General features: G+C 49.6%; 19 protein-coding genes. 14 read left to right on the forward strand and 5 right to left on the reverse strand.

What is annotated here, in order from left to right; genetic code table 11:
• Window position 1: 1 nt before the first annotated feature.
• The 7 genes from K6T23_RS03435 (at window position 2) to K6T23_RS03460 (ending at window position 6,061) form a co-directional block, all read left to right on the forward strand.
• Complete coding sequence (locus tag K6T23_RS03435; protein ID WP_238283585.1) at window positions 2-952, forward strand: hypothetical protein; 951 nt, start codon at window positions 2-4, stop codon at window positions 950-952.
• A 2-nt stretch (window positions 953-954) separates the two neighbouring features.
• Window positions 955-1,686: an ABC transporter ATP-binding protein gene (locus K6T23_RS03440; protein ID WP_053072233.1), complete on the forward strand. Its 732-nt coding sequence runs from the start codon at window positions 955-957 to the stop codon at window positions 1,684-1,686.
• Window positions 1,679-2,413, forward strand: coding sequence for an ABC transporter permease (locus K6T23_RS03445; RefSeq protein WP_048006874.1), 735 nt, complete (start codon window positions 1,679-1,681; stop codon window positions 2,411-2,413). The genes K6T23_RS03440 and K6T23_RS03445 overlap by 8 nt, the downstream gene beginning before the upstream one ends.
• 999 nt (window positions 2,414-3,412) lie before the next feature.
• A complete protein-coding gene (locus tag K6T23_RS22145) occupies window positions 3,413-3,538 on the forward strand; it encodes a hypothetical protein (RefSeq protein WP_258523311.1) in 126 nt (41 codons plus the stop codon).
• Between the two features lie 243 nt (window positions 3,539-3,781).
• On the forward strand, window positions 3,782-4,837 hold the full coding sequence (gene cax / locus K6T23_RS03450; protein WP_056533149.1) for a calcium/proton exchanger: 1,056 nt from the start codon (window positions 3,782-3,784) through the stop codon (window positions 4,835-4,837).
• A gap of 129 nt (window positions 4,838-4,966) precedes the next feature.
• On the forward strand, window positions 4,967-5,791 hold the full coding sequence (locus tag K6T23_RS03455) for a YfkD famly protein (protein ID WP_056534652.1): 825 nt from the start codon (window positions 4,967-4,969) through the stop codon (window positions 5,789-5,791).
• Between the two features lie 105 nt (window positions 5,792-5,896).
• Window positions 5,897-6,061 carry a hypothetical protein gene (locus K6T23_RS03460; protein ID WP_156450570.1) on the forward strand — a complete coding sequence of 55 codons (165 nt, stop codon included), beginning with the start codon at window positions 5,897-5,899 and terminating at the stop codon, window positions 6,059-6,061.
• Window positions 6,062-6,102: 41 nt separating this feature from the next.
• On the opposite strand, the gene K6T23_RS03465 is transcribed toward K6T23_RS03460, so the two are convergent.
• Entirely contained in the window at window positions 6,103-6,684 is a 582-nt protein-coding gene (locus K6T23_RS03465) for a cupin domain-containing protein (RefSeq protein ID WP_056533152.1), read from the reverse strand.
• 107 nt (window positions 6,685-6,791) lie between these two features.
• On the opposite strand from K6T23_RS03465, the gene K6T23_RS03470 reads away from it, so the two are divergent.
• Window positions 6,792-7,271: a GNAT family N-acetyltransferase gene (locus tag K6T23_RS03470; protein ID WP_238283586.1), complete on the forward strand. Its 480-nt coding sequence runs from the start codon at window positions 6,792-6,794 to the stop codon at window positions 7,269-7,271.
• Between the two features lie 34 nt (window positions 7,272-7,305).
• On the opposite strand, the gene yfkAB is transcribed toward K6T23_RS03470, so the two are convergent.
• Window positions 7,306-8,433, reverse strand: coding sequence for a radical SAM/CxCxxxxC motif protein YfkAB (gene yfkAB, locus K6T23_RS03475; protein ID WP_056533158.1), 1,128 nt, complete (start codon window positions 8,431-8,433; stop codon window positions 7,306-7,308).
• A gap of 114 nt (window positions 8,434-8,547) precedes the next feature.
• On the opposite strand from yfkAB, the gene K6T23_RS03480 reads away from it, so the two are divergent.
• Both K6T23_RS03480 and K6T23_RS03485 read left to right on the forward strand, forming a co-directional pair.
• Window positions 8,548-8,730 carry an SE1561 family protein gene (locus tag K6T23_RS03480; protein WP_056533160.1) on the forward strand — a complete coding sequence of 61 codons (183 nt, stop codon included), beginning with the start codon at window positions 8,548-8,550 and terminating at the stop codon, window positions 8,728-8,730.
• A 72-nt stretch (window positions 8,731-8,802) separates the two neighbouring features.
• Window positions 8,803-9,276, forward strand: coding sequence for a GNAT family N-acetyltransferase (locus K6T23_RS03485; protein ID WP_148984818.1), 474 nt, complete (start codon window positions 8,803-8,805; stop codon window positions 9,274-9,276).
• Here the strand turns inward: K6T23_RS03485 and K6T23_RS03490 are convergent.
• Both K6T23_RS03490 and K6T23_RS03495 read right to left on the reverse strand, forming a co-directional pair.
• Window positions 9,239-9,787 carry a hypothetical protein gene (locus K6T23_RS03490; RefSeq protein ID WP_056533166.1) on the reverse strand — a complete coding sequence of 183 codons (549 nt, stop codon included), beginning with the start codon at window positions 9,785-9,787 and terminating at the stop codon, window positions 9,239-9,241. The genes K6T23_RS03485 and K6T23_RS03490 overlap by 38 nt on opposite strands.
• Before the next feature lie 43 nt (window positions 9,788-9,830).
• Entirely contained in the window at window positions 9,831-10,535 is a 705-nt protein-coding gene (locus K6T23_RS03495; RefSeq protein WP_056533168.1) for a DUF421 domain-containing protein, read from the reverse strand.
• 169 nt (window positions 10,536-10,704) lie between these two features.
• Here K6T23_RS03495 and K6T23_RS03500 point away from each other — a divergent pair, with 169 nt between their 5' ends.
• The 4 genes from K6T23_RS03500 to pdaA all read left to right on the forward strand — a co-directional run bounded on the left by K6T23_RS03500 (window position 10,705) and on the right by pdaA (window position 14,147).
• Window positions 10,705-10,968, forward strand: a complete 264-nt coding sequence (locus tag K6T23_RS03500; RefSeq protein WP_056533171.1) for a hypothetical protein — start codon at window positions 10,705-10,707, stop codon at window positions 10,966-10,968.
• A 154-nt stretch (window positions 10,969-11,122) separates the two neighbouring features.
• Window positions 11,123-12,676 (forward strand): fumarate hydratase, encoded by a 1,554-nt coding sequence (locus K6T23_RS03505; RefSeq protein WP_048012399.1) that lies wholly within the window; start codon window positions 11,123-11,125, stop codon window positions 12,674-12,676.
• Between the two features lie 23 nt (window positions 12,677-12,699).
• Window positions 12,700-13,263, forward strand: a complete 564-nt coding sequence (locus K6T23_RS03510; protein WP_048012274.1) for a DUF4825 domain-containing protein — start codon at window positions 12,700-12,702, stop codon at window positions 13,261-13,263.
• Between the two features lie 104 nt (window positions 13,264-13,367).
• Window positions 13,368-14,147 carry a delta-lactam-biosynthetic de-N-acetylase gene (gene pdaA / locus K6T23_RS03515; RefSeq protein WP_420493491.1) on the forward strand — a complete coding sequence of 260 codons (780 nt, stop codon included), beginning with the start codon at window positions 13,368-13,370 and terminating at the stop codon, window positions 14,145-14,147.
• Between the two features lie 90 nt (window positions 14,148-14,237).
• Here pdaA and K6T23_RS03520 read toward each other — a convergent pair whose 3' ends face one another.
• A complete protein-coding gene (locus tag K6T23_RS03520) occupies window positions 14,238-14,456 on the reverse strand; it encodes a hypothetical protein (protein ID WP_048006887.1) in 219 nt (72 codons plus the stop codon).
• Between the last annotated feature and the right edge of the window lie 62 nt (window positions 14,457-14,518).

The following is a 14,518-nucleotide window of genomic DNA, read 5'->3' on the forward strand; positions in this document are numbered from 1 at the left end:
GATGGAGAATCAAGTGATCAGGTTGAAAGACGACTATATGATCCTATCCAATCCGAGGGACCGGCGTGAGGTCATCGTTCTTGATAAAAAGGAAGAAAAGATCATCCTCAAATTCAATCTCGGTCCTCAATTCGAAAAGGTCCAACTGGATTTTGAAGCGGTCCTGAGGCATTTCGTCTCCTTTCAAAGCTTGAGTGGAAGCATTGAAGGAAAGCTTGCCATGAAGCTGCTGCAGACACATCCGCGATTGTTCGACCTAGCGGGGTTCACAAATCCCGCTTTGAAAGAGGATTACATACAGTATGAGTTCGGAAGGTCAATCCGTCCGGAATCGCTTTATGAAACCTATCGGGGATCCGAAGGGAAGAAAACCTTCATCCTCTGGGGAATCAGTGAAACCAGCCTTACCCTCAGCCGGACCCTGTCATCATTGGGGATGAGTGTCTCGATCGTGGAGCCCTCGTCGAGGGAACGGGAGGATATCCAGCTTCAAAAGCTCCTGACCATGCACGGGTCCAGTTCGGTTGAAGAGCTTTACGGTGAGAGGGTCCAATGGGTCATCCCGGAGGACCAGGAGGGTGTCTGGATCATCGATAACCGGCTTCTTGAATTGAATCTGATCGATGCAGAGAGGGCGCTGGGCCAGATCGCTTCATCGATCGCCGTGCACTACGGATGCTACACCGATGAATTCACCGTCGGACCATTGGTGCTAAAAGAAGAAAGCTATGGATACACGGATTTCAGGAAGATCCATGGTGGGACGCCTGCCCTTCCTACCGTTCCCCAGTCCATGATCCAAGCGGGTCTCATCCAGCGGATCCTTTATTTCATTCATGAAGAAACGCTCAAACACTTGGCAGAAGATGTCCAGCTTCCCATCAACGGTGCCTTTGCATTTGATAACGATAGCTTCAATTCCAAATTAATCGACATAGAAGGTGGTTGGTAACCATGATCCTCAATGTGAATAACCTCAATAAAGCCTATGGTTCGAAAACGATCTTGAACAATATCTCCTTCAAGGTGGAGGAAAATAAAATCCTGGCCGTGATGGGACCGAACGGGGTGGGAAAGACGACCCTCCTCGAGATCCTCATGACCTTGAAGCCGTGGAACTCAGGAGAAGTAGAGCTCATCGGCATGGACCTGTCCAAAGCAGCGAATCTGTCCAAGATCCGCTCGAATATCGGAGTGGTCTTCCAGGAAGGCGGGATGTACGCATATCTCAAAATTGCCGAGATCCTCGACCTGTTTGCTTCCTTCCATAACATCAGTGAAGAGCGTGTCCGCCACGTCATCGAGATCTTCTCACTCGAATCCCATCTGAACGTGAAGTTCGAGAAGCTGTCTGGCGGGTGGAAAAAACGGATCCTCCTCGCGTGTGCGTTCCTGAACTCACCGAAGATCCTTTTCCTGGACGAACCGACGACGGGTCTCGATCCGGAAGCAACGAACGATTTGTGGACGAATATCTCCGTTGCCAAAGAGCAGGGAGCCACCATCATCTTGTCCACCCATTCCCTTGAAGAAGTGGATATGTACGCCGATGAAGTCATCATCCTGAACAAGGGCATGATTGCAGAACGGGGAAATCCGAGGGAGCTGAAGCATAAGCACGGCACCCTATACTTCAAAGAAGCCTATTTCAACGTGATCAAAGAAAGGAAGGCGGCCAATGAATAAATCGCTGATCAAACTTAGTAAGTATGATTTCCTTGTCTTCTTCCGGGAGCCTTTCTTCGCCCTTCCCATCATGATATTGCCGGGCATCTTCTTTTTCGTCTTCATGAAGATCTTCAGTAATACGATCGGCGGGGCTGAGAACTTCGGACCGTATATCCCGATCTATGGATTACTCATTTCATTCCTCGTCCTATTCTTCAATATCGGTCTGCAGTATGTAACGGAGAAGGAGCGGGGGATTCATAAGCGGCTCGTACTGTCGTCCATCAGCATCTATCAGATCATTTTCACGTACGTCATACGCGGTGTGCTGCTTTCGCTTCTCGGGTTTGCCCAAATTCTCGCCATCGGGGTATTCGTGTTCAAGACGACCATCACGGATCATATGATCGTGTTCCTGTTGACGTTTGTGATCGTGATCGGGATTACGCTGTTGTTCAGTTTGTCGACGCATAATCTGTTCAAGAACTCGCGTCAGGTGCTTCCGTATACGATCATCATGTTCCAGTATGTGCTGTTCGGCTCGGGGTTGATGTTCCCGACGGATCAGCTTCCTGGGTATTTGAAGTTTTTTGTAGATATTAATCCGTTTTATCATATGAAGGAGATTTTGCTCGGGGTATGGCACTGGTCGGGTGTGGAGATGGTGAATGTGTTGTATCTGGTGTTTATTGTGTTCTTGTGTTTGGGATTGATTTTCGTGAAGTCGAGGTCGAAGGAGTATTGAGGTGTGGTCGTCATTCCTGATGGGTGGCGGCTTTTTTATATTGTTCACCGGGGTTTATTGGTGATGGGTCCGTGCCTTTCCGCTGCGGCAGGTCGCTTTCCGCGGGGCGATCGGTGGAGCCTCCTCATGCCTGCGGGGTCTCCCCCGCCCGCCTAACCGCAGGAGTCGACCTGCCTTCGCTGTAGGGCACTATGGGATGATGAAGGGAATTCGGTTCAATTCGGTTCCGATTAACTCGTCATAGGTAGGTGGATCCGCATCTCGATCTTTTTTTATGAAGGTTTAAGGGAGAATGAAGACCGTGCCTTTCCGCTGCGGCGGGTCGCTTTCCGCGGGGCGATCGGTGGAGCCCCCTCATGCCTGCGGGGTCTCCCCCGCCCGCCTAACCGCAGGAGTCGACCCGCCTTCGCTGCAAGGCACTCTTGGATGATTAGGAGGGTGGGATGGAAGATTCACATCGCAACGTATTTGGCACGAGAGACAGCACATACCCCTGATGGAAATAGTCATCGAGGACTGACGGTTTTCATGGATTCTCTACTTAGATTTCCTTATTTAATGAAGGTACCCTGCCCACTATCCAATTTGCATGCTTCATACCACCAAAGAGTGCATTGAAGCGGAAGGCGCTTGACTCCGACGGGAATAGAGGAAAGGTCGAGACCCCGGAAGCGCAGCTGAGGAGGCTCGACTTCCTCCCCGCGGAAAGCAAGCGCCTGCAGCGGAAAGGAACGGTCCACGTATTTTCTCTATCTCCATTTCAATGAAGAATCCATGCTTTACAAGAAGGGGAATGGTGATCTTGATGAACACTCACGCTTGTGAATACCAAAGAGTGCAGCGAAAAGAAACGGTCTACGTGTTTTCTCCATCTCAATACCAGGGGATTTCCTCCTGAATCAACACACATCGTATACACTTTAGAAAATCATATTCAAAAGAGATTTGTGCTTTATTGTTAGTTAGGATGCACGCAATGACCGACCAACGTTCACTCTTGTGAAAGCAAACAGTGCATTGAAGCGAAAGGGGCTCGACTCCGACAGGAATAGAGGAAAGCTCGAGACCCCGGAAGCGCAGCTGAGGAGGCTCGACTTCCTCCCTGCGGAAAGCAAGCGCCTGTAGCGGAAAGGAACGGTCCACGTATTTTTTCTATCTCCATTTCAACCAAACGACCACATGCCCAGTTTAATTTCATGAGCGCGTGGACACAAGAGGATTGATTTTCATACCAGTAGGGAATAAAACCTTCACAAAGGGCATTGCTTGTAAGGAAGGGGAGTGGGATAATTAGCCGTTGTTTGAACAAGATAATCTTTAATAGAATCAAGTGAAATCATATTTTTATTCGGAAAGAAGGAAACAGGTATGAATAAGGTATTTGCGGGCCTGGTGTTTATCGGGGTTCCCGTTTCGGTGGCGGGGTCGCTGTTGCACTGGTCGAGTGTTCTGATGTTTGTGATCTATTGTTTGACGATCATTTCCCTGGCTGCATTCATGGGAAGGGCGACAGAGAGTTTGGCCGTGGTGTCCGGTCCACGGATCGGTGGGCTATTGAACGCGACCTTCGGGAATGCCGTAGAATTGATCATTTCGATCTTTGCCTTGAAAGCAGGTTTGATCGGGGTGGTGCTGGCGTCTTTGACGGGGTCGGTGCTTGGGAACCTGCTTCTTGTCGCAGGGCTATCGTTCTTTATCGGGGGCGTGAAGTATAAGCGTCAGAAGTTCAATGTGTTTGATGCCCGGCATAATTCAGGGCTTTTGATGTTTGCCGTGATCGTGGCGTTTGTGATTCCAGAGATCTTCTCCATGGAGATGAACGAGTCCAAGACCATGACGCTCAGCATCGGGATCTCCATCATCCTCATCGCCCTTTATCTGTGTGCCCTGTTCTTCAAGCTGGTGACCCATCGCGGTGTGTATCAGCAGAATGAAAGTGCCAAGGCTCATGAGGAGGAAGAGGCGGAGTGGACCAAGGGGAAGGCGATCCTGATCCTTCTCTTATCCACGGTGGCAGTCGCGTATGTGTCGGAGCGCCTCGTTCATACTTTCGAGGAAGTGGGACGTACCTTCGGTTGGAGTGAGCTGTTCATCGGGGTCATCATCGTGGCCATTGTAGGGAATGCCGCCGAGCATGCATCCGCTATCATCATGGCGTTCAAGAACAAGATGGATGTGGCGGTTGAGATCGCCGTCGGTTCCACGCTACAGGTGGCGATGTTCGTGGCACCGGTCCTGGTGCTGGTTTCACTGTTCTTCCAGACGAACATGCCTCTTGTATTCACGATACCAGAGCTCGTGGCCATGGTGTCGGCGGTCCTTGTGACCATCGTCATCTCCAATGACGGGGAGACGAACTGGTTCGAGGGGGCGACGCTCCTGGCAGCCTATGTCATCATGGGCATCGGGTTTTATCTGCTATAGGGAAGACCGGTCGTGGCGTTCACGGCCGGTTTTGTTGTTTCCAGATTCTTTCAAGATGGGAAGGTGGATAAGGTGCCAAGGGGAGGAAAAGCTAATGGCAAACAGAGAGTTGAAAGGAGTCACCACTATATGAAAGCCATTCGCATCATTACCATCATCCTTCTTTTCTTCATAACCGGGACGGCCGTCCTTCATGCAGAAAAGGAGCCGAAGAAGCAGCCGGCCCCGGCAGCGCCTTCCCGCTCCGAGGTCAAGGTGCCCAATTCCGTCCTGACCATCACGAAAGAGAATACGTATCCCAATTCCACTCAGGATCAGCCCTATCTTCAGCCGAGTGAGTGGGCACAGAAGCTGATTGAGACATCCAATGTGGATATCGAGAATCCGAACCTCATCAAGATCCTGAATGAGTCGACGGTCAACTCGGCGCCGACGATCGGTCTCCGCGCAACGATTTATCTTGGGGAATGGCCACTTAACTATTCTTCAACTGAAACATCGCCGAACTGGGAGTTCCAGAAGATCAATACGAACTATTTCGATAATCGCGGGGGAACGGCGAATCATCAGATCCATTATGTTCAGGAGTCCCAGAAAGCCGTCAAGGGTGGTTTGACTGCAAAGGTTCCCCATGCGGAAGACGTCCAGAAGATGATGCTTATCAAAGCAACGGAAAAATCCAATCTGCCTCTTGCTTTCCAGACGATTGTCGGAGCAGGTACGAAGAAAGATCAGGTGTATAACATCTCCCCGAGGCGCATGGGGTATCTATATGCGTATGCCCCGGCCATCAATGAAAAAGGAAAGGTCACTTATGGGGAAGTTTATCTTGTCATGAAAGGTACGAAGCGTTCTATAATCGTCAAAAATGTAACCTCACAGGGAGTCGGGGCTTGGATTCCGATTCAGGATCATGTCCATTTCGGCTTCATGGCTACTGAAACACCAAGATAAGTTTATAGGAAGGGGGAATCGGGTATTAAAGAGATTCCCCCTTTTTTTCTTTTGTCCAGTATGATACAATAATTAGAATATTCTGAAATGATGGAGGTGAGCCCGATGTATCTCATGATCTTCAGCCTGGCACTCGTTGTGATCGTCAGCGCCCGTTTCTGGTATGAAGCACGCAAGGCGAGGAACTATGCAGCGCACGTTAAAAGCAAAGACTATCATCAGATCGATCCACAACTGGAAGAACTTGTTCCAAGGGATCGACGACAATGAAAGCACTACGGAATCCGATTCCGCAGTGCTTTTTGTTTTTTTTACACGTAGCGGATCGGGGCAGGCTGGTAATAGGACGGGGACACCGGTCTTTCCGCCTTGCAGGCCGGGCCGATGTATGTACCCGGATGGATCGGAGCCGTGACATCTTTCCACATCTTCTCGTCGATACAATATGTTTCCGCCATCACATTCGCAGGAGTAAGGGCGAGGATATCGGAGCCAAGGATGACTTCAGGGGTCGGGGCATCAAAGATGGCCAGAAGATGCGTGTCGTCCGTAAGAGCCTCCTCATAATGCCACCAGCCTTGAGGGACATTGGCTACCATACCCGGGGTGATGACCTCATTGATCAACTGCCGGGTGAACGGATTCAGGATGGTGACCCTGGCTTCACCGGATATGCAGTACACAAGCTCGGATGCATTCTGATGATAGTGGGGCTCCACATAGAAGCCCTTGCTGAGAAAGATATCAAGTAGGGACGAGTTTTCAAGGGTGTTCAGGTGCTGAACTCCCAGTACATTGATCAGGTTTTGGCTATTGAGTTTGAAAAGCGGGCTTTTGTTCAGATCGAAGCTGAACTGAGCGGAGTCAGCAGTATAATCCATATATTTCGTCATACGCATCACCTTCTTTTCATGATGATATAGGATATGGGCGGGGCGTGATTTGGTGCTTGTGCACATGGTAGGCAGGTTTGGTACGATGAAGAGGAGGAGGGATGGATATGACACAGATAGAGGAAGTAGCGCTGAGTTTATTTGAGGAAAAGCACGCCGAGTATTTGAAAGGATTTCAATTGCCGCCTGAGCAGGCGAAGTTTACCGCTCTGCCTGAACAGGTGTGGGAAGAAGCGGAAGGGCAGTATCGGGTGGTGATTCTTGCGGAAGGAACGCCGGTGGGATTCTTTCTGCTGCATTCCACAGACAGGGTGAAGGAGTACACGGACAATCCACATGCCATGCTCCTGACCGCGCTGTCGATCGATCACAGACAGCAGGGTAAAGGATATGCAAAAAAAGCCATGCAGATCGTGAAGGAATGGGTCAGACTGGAGTTTGAATCCTGCAATGAAATCGTGTTGGCCGTGAATCATAAAAATATCCCGGCTCAAACTTTATACAGGCAGACAGGCTACCATGATACGGGGCGGAGGAAGGTAGGGAAAATCGGAGAGCAGTTCATTTTTGCACTGTCCATCAGATGAAAAAAAGAGAAAGGAGCCAGAAGCCCCTTTCTCATTAACGTGTGATTCTTGCTTCCCTCGTCGAGAAGTCCACGTCTTTGTAGTACATAGATTTCACAAGAACATTCGGTCCCAGGCAGCGTGCTGCAGGACAATGGCAGTTCAGCTCTTTAGCAAGCGGCTGCCCTTTCCAGCGGTCGTAAACCTCGGGAAGGGTATCGGTCTTGATATTCCCAAGAGGTGGCGTATCACCGAAGTCGGTGACGATCACATCACCAGTGAAAATATTCACATTCAGGCGTGAACGGCCGTCCGGATCATTACGCACGCTCACATTTTTGCTTTTGTACAGTGTCTGGAGAAGTTCAAGGTCTTCATCTGAAGAACTGCACGGATAAAACGGCAGTGTCCCGAAGAGCATCCATACATTCTCGTCACGGAATGAGAGGATATCGCGGATGGCATCGGCGGTTTCTTTCAGGGTCAATGATTCAAGGCTGGAGGCATAGTCTGATGGGTACATAGGATGAATCTCGTGCCTCCCGCACTTCATTTCATCCACTACTTGACGGTGGATTTTCTCAAGATACGGCAGGGTGCTTTTGTTAAGCATCGTTTCCGCAGAGACGAGAACTCCACGTTCTGAAAGGGCGCGGCTGTTCTCGATCATACGGTCGAACAGCTTTTGGCGCTGCTCTCTGGTAGGTTTCCGTTCCATATTGGCAAACCCGACATCGATGAATTCATCAGTCGTTCCCCAGTTGTGGGAAATATGGAGCACATCTAGATACGGGGCGATCATCAAGTATCGATCCAGGTCGAGGGTAAGGTTCGAGTTGATTTGCGTCTTCACGCCTCGCTCGTGGGCGTATTTCAAGAGTGGCAGAACATAATTCTCCACGGATTTCTTGGACATCATCGGCTCCCCGCCGGTAATACTAAGGGAACGGAGTGTCTTGATTTCGTCGAGTCTTCCCAGGATCATCTCGATTGGAAGGGCGCTCGGGTCTTTTGGCGAAAGGGTATAACCGACGGCGCAGTGTGCGCATCTCATATTGCAGAGGGTCGTCGTCGTGAATTCAATGTTTGACAGGGTCATATCCCCGTGTTCATCGACGTCAAGGTAGGCTTCCCAAGGATCATGATCAATCGTCATGCCCTTTGAAGCGGTTTCTGTCTTCATGATTAAAAGCTCCTTTAATAAATGGGTACTCATTCATTATTGAGAAACGTTCGGCCCTTGTCAATCCGAAAGATATTCGTTACCATAGGAAGGTACTGAAAGGAGAGAATACCTTTGGGAAAAGCCATTCAAGACAATGAATCACAAGTAACGTATCTGAAACAGCGCCTGAACCTTTTCGTGGACGTCCTGGACTCCATCGATCCCGAGCAGGCTGACATAGACGATATCGACCGTCTCATCGAAATGATCGATGATATCGAAACGAAGGTCGAGCAATTCAAGAAAAGTGAGTGAGAGTCCTGGTGAGGGCTCTTTTTTTATATGCCATGCATGGTAAAATATTCATAAAACCCTGGAGGTACCGCCATGGACATTTCCCGTATTACACCGGCAGAATGTGAAGAAGCAAAGACGCTAGTATTAGAAGGCTTCAGGGAACGGTTCGGATGGATCGATGATACCTTGAATCCCGATATAAAGGACATTACGAGACACTACGATGGAGTGGAAAACCATTTCTTTGTTGGTACGGATGAAAAGGGAATCGTATGCACAGGAGCGGTGAAAAAGCATGGGGCTTCAACGTACGAAATCGTCCGTATGTCGGTCCGTGCCGATATGCGTAGTAAGGGATTGGGACGCACCATGCTGCGTCATCTCGAAGACACGGCAAAAAGCCTCAAGGCGGTCAAACTGGTCCTTGAGACGAACCGGGCATGGGAGGATGCAGTCGGATTTTATAAGAGGAGCGGGTTTATCATCACCGGGGAGAACGAAAGCCGGTTCTATTTCGAAAAAATCCTTACAGGTCCATCCCGGACTTCTTCTGTTTCTTCCTGATCGCATCGCACACATATTTGATGAGGAGACCGGCTGCGTATAACGTCAGGAACCCATAAAACATATTCCAGTGGATCATGTGGTACAGGTGAAACTTGATGAAGAGCGGAATGCCGATGAAGGCAACGATGGCCGAGTGGATCGTATGGGCGTACAGGTAATAGGTCCATTTGCTGAAGTATTGGTAAATAAGCGTCACCATGACAGGTAGGATCGCGAAATCGACAGTATTGAATCGATGGGTGAAGACGAGGAGCTGATGGGGATAGGCCCACAATCCAAAGAATTTGCCGATCTCATCCAAACTCCCGATCACGAAGAAACTGATGAAGAAGACCAGCAGGATGAACAGGAATCGCTGCCTGTCAATCAGAATGGAAAAAACCGCTAGAAATAGCAGGCTGATGATGAGGATCGCCCACCAATGGGCACTGAAAAGATCGTGATGGAGCCACTGGCTGTATTCTGCTTCGTGAGTTGATCGCACCGTATTTTCGATGGTTGAGTTCATTTGGTTCACCTCTTATAGGCATTGTGGACGAATCGGGGGAGGATTATTCAATATCGGTGGGACTGACAATGTGATCATCGTATGCGTCGATAAACAGGTTCCCCTTGCTGTTGATTACAGCGAAATAGACGTCTCTTACCTCAAGACCGCGGTTCCTGCACTGCTGCAGGATCCAATCTTTCGTATACGTGGGGTCCGTATCCTTCAGAATGATTTCGCCCTCCATGATAACCTCGACAGGAAGGGCACTCGGGGTGGAGGATAGGGAGAGGTCGCTCTTCGTTGTCGGCTGGAAGGCTTCCTTTTTGAGGATGGACAGTTGACCGCTCACTTCAAGAACGGCATATTCCACCTGTGTGATATCGAAAACCTCCTTTTCCCGTAGGAGCTGGTTCAGGTCATCCAGGGAGAACTTGGTTTTCTGCATATTGTGATCCAGGATTTTTCCGTTCTCGATGAACACCGTCGGCCGTCCTGATATCCATCTCCTCAGCTTTCTGCTGTTCGAAGAAAGCACCATCAACATATAATAAAGACCGATCAGAGCCCAAAATGAAATGAACATCTCAATAAAGCGAAGGTTCGTATCGAAGCCCATATTGGCGATTGAGGCACCGATGGTAACAGAAAGGGCAAAACTATAGTGATTTTTATGAGAATTGATGTGCTTGCCGATGATAAATGTCACAACAGCAAGAATCATGAAACTGATGACGGTCCTTAACAATGTAATCAATATGCCTTCCATCTTTTTTCCTCCTCTGGTCATTACTCTTTATGACCAATAATGACCGGTTTCATTCTGGAGTACGATAGCCGGCATGGGCCTTCATCATGAAAAGGGTGATAAGCGCCCAAACACATTTCAATCGTGAAGCATAAGATGCCACTGTGAGAAACAGAGGAGGAATGCTTCTATGCAATACGAACAACAACCAACCTATATACAACACGGATTTGATGAGCGCTATCGGCCAGGTTTCGGCGGTGGGTTTGGAAGACCGGGATTCGGCTTTGGTCGTCCAGGATTTGGATTCGGACGCCCATTCTGGGGTGGACCGTTCATTGGAGGCCTGGCAGGAGGATTGCTCGGTGCATCCTTATTAGCTCCGGGTTATGGATATGGTTATGGCTACGGGTATCCACCACCGTATTACGGATATGGCCCATATTACTATTGATCACTACTGAAAAAGATCCGCGTTCATCCGTTATCGGGTGGAAGGGGATCTTTTTCCCGGTCCCCGAGTTCCTTTGTGAAATCCCTTTCAATCACTTCCTTATAGGAGTATAATAATGGTGAAAATTCTGTATCATGAGGGGGAAGGGAACACGATGAATAAAGAGACACTGCAACAAAGCATGTATGATTTGATCGTAGAGACTTCAACGAACCTGCCAAAGGATGTACGGAGGGCAATCGCCTCTGCCAAAGAGCGTGAAAATGCGGGCACGCGGGCAGCGATGAGTCTTGATACGATTTCCAATAACGTGAAGATGGCTGATGACAATATATCTCCGATCTGTCAGGATACCGGTCTGCCGACATTCAAGATCAAGACGCCTGTCGGGGTCAATCAACTGGAAATCAAAGAAGCCATCTATGCCGCCATGGTGCAGGCGACGAAAGATGGGAAGCTCCGTCCTAATTCAGTGGACTCCCTTACAGGCGATAACAGCGGGGATAATCTTGGTCTAGGAACGCCTGTCATCAAATTCGATCAGTGGGAAAAGGATTATATCGATGCGCGCCTCATCCTGAAGGGCGGTGGCTGTGAGAATAAGAACATCCAGTACAGCCTGCCATGTGAATTGGACGGACTCGGCCGTGCAGGACGTGATCTTGACGGCATCCGTAAATGCGTGATGCACTCCGTGTACCAGGCTCAGGGACAAGGCTGCAGCGCCGGGTTCATCGGTGTCGGTATCGGAGGAGACCGTTCGTCTGGATACGATCTTGCCAAAGAACAGCTTTTCCGCGCTGTGGATGATGTGAATCCGAATGAAGATCTGCGCAAATTGGAAGACTATGTGATGGAGCACGCAAACGAACTAGGGATCGGAACGATGGGCTTCGGCGGTGAAACGACCTTGCTTGGATGCAAAGCGGGCGTCATGAACCGGATCCCTGCAAGCTTCTTCGTTTCAGTAGCCTATAACTGCTGGGCATTCCGCCGTCTCGGCGTGAGGCTCGATCCTCAGACTGGAAGCATTGACGAGTGGTTCTATCAGGAAGGTGAAAAACTGGACCTGACGCAGGGCACGGAAGCGGAGCTTGAAACCGCCGCAGCGAAGGAAGACGGACAGAGTGTCGTCGTACTCGAAGCGCCGATCACAGAAGAAAAGATCCGTGGATTGAAGGTCGGGGATGTCGTGCAGATCAACGGGCGCATGTACACGGGCCGCGATGCGATCCACAAGCATTTAAGCGACAACGATGCACCGGTTGATCTCAATGGACAGATCATCTATCACTGCGGACCGGTCATGCTGAAGGATGAAGAAGGCAACTGGCACGTGAAGGCAGCGGGGCCGACGACTTCGATCCGCGAAGAGCCGTACCAAGGGGATATCATGAAGCGGTTCGGCATCCGCGCCGTCATCGGAAAAGGCGGCATGGGGCCAAAAACGCTTGCGGCCCTTAAAGATCACGGCGGTGTCTATCTGAATGCCATCGGCGGTGCAGCACAGTATTATGCTGACTGTATCAAAGGCGTGGATGGAGTGGACCTCATGCAGTTCGGAATCCCAGAAGCGATGTGGCATCTGAATGTCGAAGGCTTCACGGCCGTTGTGACCATGGACTCCCATGGAAACAGCCTGCACGAAGAAGTCGACAAATCCTCACTGGAAAAACTGGCGAAATTCAAGGAGCCGGTATTTAAATAAACCGCACCAAAGGGGTCATGATCATGAAAAGCAAGATTACTCTCATCGTTTTCATCGCGGTCCTTCTCCTGGGCGCCTGTTCACAGGTGAAGCCGGAAGAGAAGATCACGACGATCGAGCATACCAATCTGAAGGAGCTAAAAGCATACAGTGGAACCTACGTGGGGGATAATTCCGACGTAGGGGCCATCATCAGGCTGCTCCCCGGCGGTGAAACGATGGGGGAGCTTGATCTGACCGGAGAAAATCTCCATGTCACCTATGATGACAGGGCAAAATCGATTTCTGAATCTGCCTTCCAAACGTTCTGGTTCAATGGAAACAGGCTGGATCGCAAAAAGTTATATTTTAATGCCCTCTACCTCGCCCTCCTCGTCCCGAATGCAAAGGAATACCGATTCACGGTCGCTGATGAGGAATTGGCCATTCCGAGGGAACAGCTCACCGCTGCCCTTTCCAAGGAATTCAAACGCTTCCCCCAGGGTGACGCACAATGGGATGAAAAAACGGTTTCTACTTTTATCGACGATCATAAAGGGAAACTGACGGAGATGGCGACGAATTACCACACATACTTTGAAGAGTAAGGGAGCCTCAAGGGGCTCCCTTTTTGGATAGTTTTAGTACTCATAAAGGCCCTTCATTCTCAAACACTAATAGGGATAGATATTGCTGAAAGAAGGGATTCCACATGATCCATTTCATAAAAGTATTGATGTTTGCCGTGATGCTGACCCTCGTGTTCCCGTCCGGTGCAACAGCCGTCTCCAACCAATCAATCGGTTGGGGCTTCCAGAAGAGCAAGAATGAAGTGCCTGCCGAGGCAGGGGCACAGTATGACAAACTCCTCACCGACTACGGTGCCTTCTATAAAGGCAATCCGGACGAGAAGGTCCTGTACCTGACCTTTGACAACGGCTACGAAAACGGCCATACGAAAAAGATCCTCGACGTGCTGAAACGCGAGAAAGTACCAGCGACATTCTTCGTCACCGGGCATTATCTCCTCAGCGCAGAAGACCTCGTCAAACGGATGGTCAAAGAAGGCCATATCATCGGAAACCACTCCTGGCACCACCCTGACTTCACTCAAACGAGCGATGAAAAGATCAGGGAAGAAATGAAAAAAGTGATGGAGAAAACCGCCGAGCTAACGGGACAGAAGGAAATGAAGTATATCCGTCCTCCTCGCGGCGTATTCAGTGCCCGCACCCTGGATATCGCCAGGAAGGAAGGGTACACCCACGTATTCTGGTCAGTGGCCTTCGTCGACTGGAAGACCGATCAGCAAAAAGGATGGCAGTACTCCTACAACAACCTGATGAACCAGGCCCATCCCGGAGCCATCATCCTCCTTCATTCCGTATCACAGGACAATGCGGATGCCATGGAGAAATCCATTCAGGACTTGAAAAAGCGGGGATATACCTTCAAAAGTCTCGACGAGCACCCCATGATGAAGAAGCAATAAGAAAAAAGCGAAGGACCAGACGGGTCCTTCGCTTTTCGGCGCATGGTGACGGTTCCGATACGTCAATTTTTTGGTGCCCAGGAACCGTCCCTATGCACCACGTCGATCAAAGGCATAGCGGAACGCGAATGCCGAGATGATGAAGGATGCGATGATCATAAAGGGAAGTACAATAAAAAAGGTGATAACATCCCACTCTGGTGTCAATGGAACCCAAACATCATATGTATATTGAAAGATGTACAAGAGCACACGGAAAATAAAAAATGTGAAGACAAGGTAGATCAGTCGCTCCACCCACTTGCGCATAAGATGCTCCTCCTGACGTTGTATGTTACGTATATGGTAAAATATTCTTTATGGACACACAA

This window comes from Rossellomorea marisflavi, assembly GCF_022170785.1.
In the GTDB taxonomy this organism is placed as follows: domain Bacteria; phylum Bacillota; class Bacilli; order Bacillales; family Bacillaceae_B; genus Rossellomorea; species Rossellomorea marisflavi_B.

What these genes read in the sequence shown, in the direction of transcription:
- K6T23_RS03510 (WP_048012274.1), top strand. Translation starts at nt 12,700, where the DNA reads ATGAAAAGCAAGATTACTCTCATCGTTTTCATCGCGGTCCTTCTCCTG.
- K6T23_RS03495 (WP_056533168.1), bottom strand. Translation starts at nt 10,535, where the DNA reads ATGGAAGGCATATTGATTACATTGTTAAGGACCGTCATCAGTTTCATG.
- K6T23_RS03435 (WP_238283585.1), top strand. Translation starts at nt 2, where the DNA reads ATGGAGAATCAAGTGATCAGGTTGAAAGACGACTATATGATCCTATCC.
- cax (WP_056533149.1), top strand. Translation starts at nt 3,782, where the DNA reads ATGAATAAGGTATTTGCGGGCCTGGTGTTTATCGGGGTTCCCGTTTCG.
- pdaA (WP_420493491.1), top strand. Translation starts at nt 13,368, where the DNA reads ATGATCCATTTCATAAAAGTATTGATGTTTGCCGTGATGCTGACCCTC.
- K6T23_RS03460 (WP_156450570.1), top strand. Translation starts at nt 5,897, where the DNA reads ATGTATCTCATGATCTTCAGCCTGGCACTCGTTGTGATCGTCAGCGCC.
- K6T23_RS03470 (WP_238283586.1), top strand. Translation starts at nt 6,792, where the DNA reads ATGACACAGATAGAGGAAGTAGCGCTGAGTTTATTTGAGGAAAAGCAC.
- K6T23_RS03455 (WP_056534652.1), top strand. Translation starts at nt 4,967, where the DNA reads ATGAAAGCCATTCGCATCATTACCATCATCCTTCTTTTCTTCATAACC.
- K6T23_RS03445 (WP_048006874.1), top strand. Translation starts at nt 1,679, where the DNA reads ATGAATAAATCGCTGATCAAACTTAGTAAGTATGATTTCCTTGTCTTC.
- K6T23_RS03520 (WP_048006887.1), bottom strand. Translation starts at nt 14,456, where the DNA reads ATGCGCAAGTGGGTGGAGCGACTGATCTACCTTGTCTTCACATTTTTT.
- K6T23_RS03490 (WP_056533166.1), bottom strand. Translation starts at nt 9,787, where the DNA reads ATGAACTCAACCATCGAAAATACGGTGCGATCAACTCACGAAGCAGAA.
- K6T23_RS03500 (WP_056533171.1), top strand. Translation starts at nt 10,705, where the DNA reads ATGCAATACGAACAACAACCAACCTATATACAACACGGATTTGATGAG.
- yfkAB (WP_056533158.1), bottom strand. Translation starts at nt 8,433, where the DNA reads ATGAAGACAGAAACCGCTTCAAAGGGCATGACGATTGATCATGATCCT.
- K6T23_RS03465 (WP_056533152.1), bottom strand. Translation starts at nt 6,684, where the DNA reads ATGACGAAATATATGGATTATACTGCTGACTCCGCTCAGTTCAGCTTC.
- K6T23_RS03440 (WP_053072233.1), top strand. Translation starts at nt 955, where the DNA reads ATGATCCTCAATGTGAATAACCTCAATAAAGCCTATGGTTCGAAAACG.
- K6T23_RS03505 (WP_048012399.1), top strand. Translation starts at nt 11,123, where the DNA reads ATGAATAAAGAGACACTGCAACAAAGCATGTATGATTTGATCGTAGAG.
- K6T23_RS03485 (WP_148984818.1), top strand. Translation starts at nt 8,803, where the DNA reads ATGGACATTTCCCGTATTACACCGGCAGAATGTGAAGAAGCAAAGACG.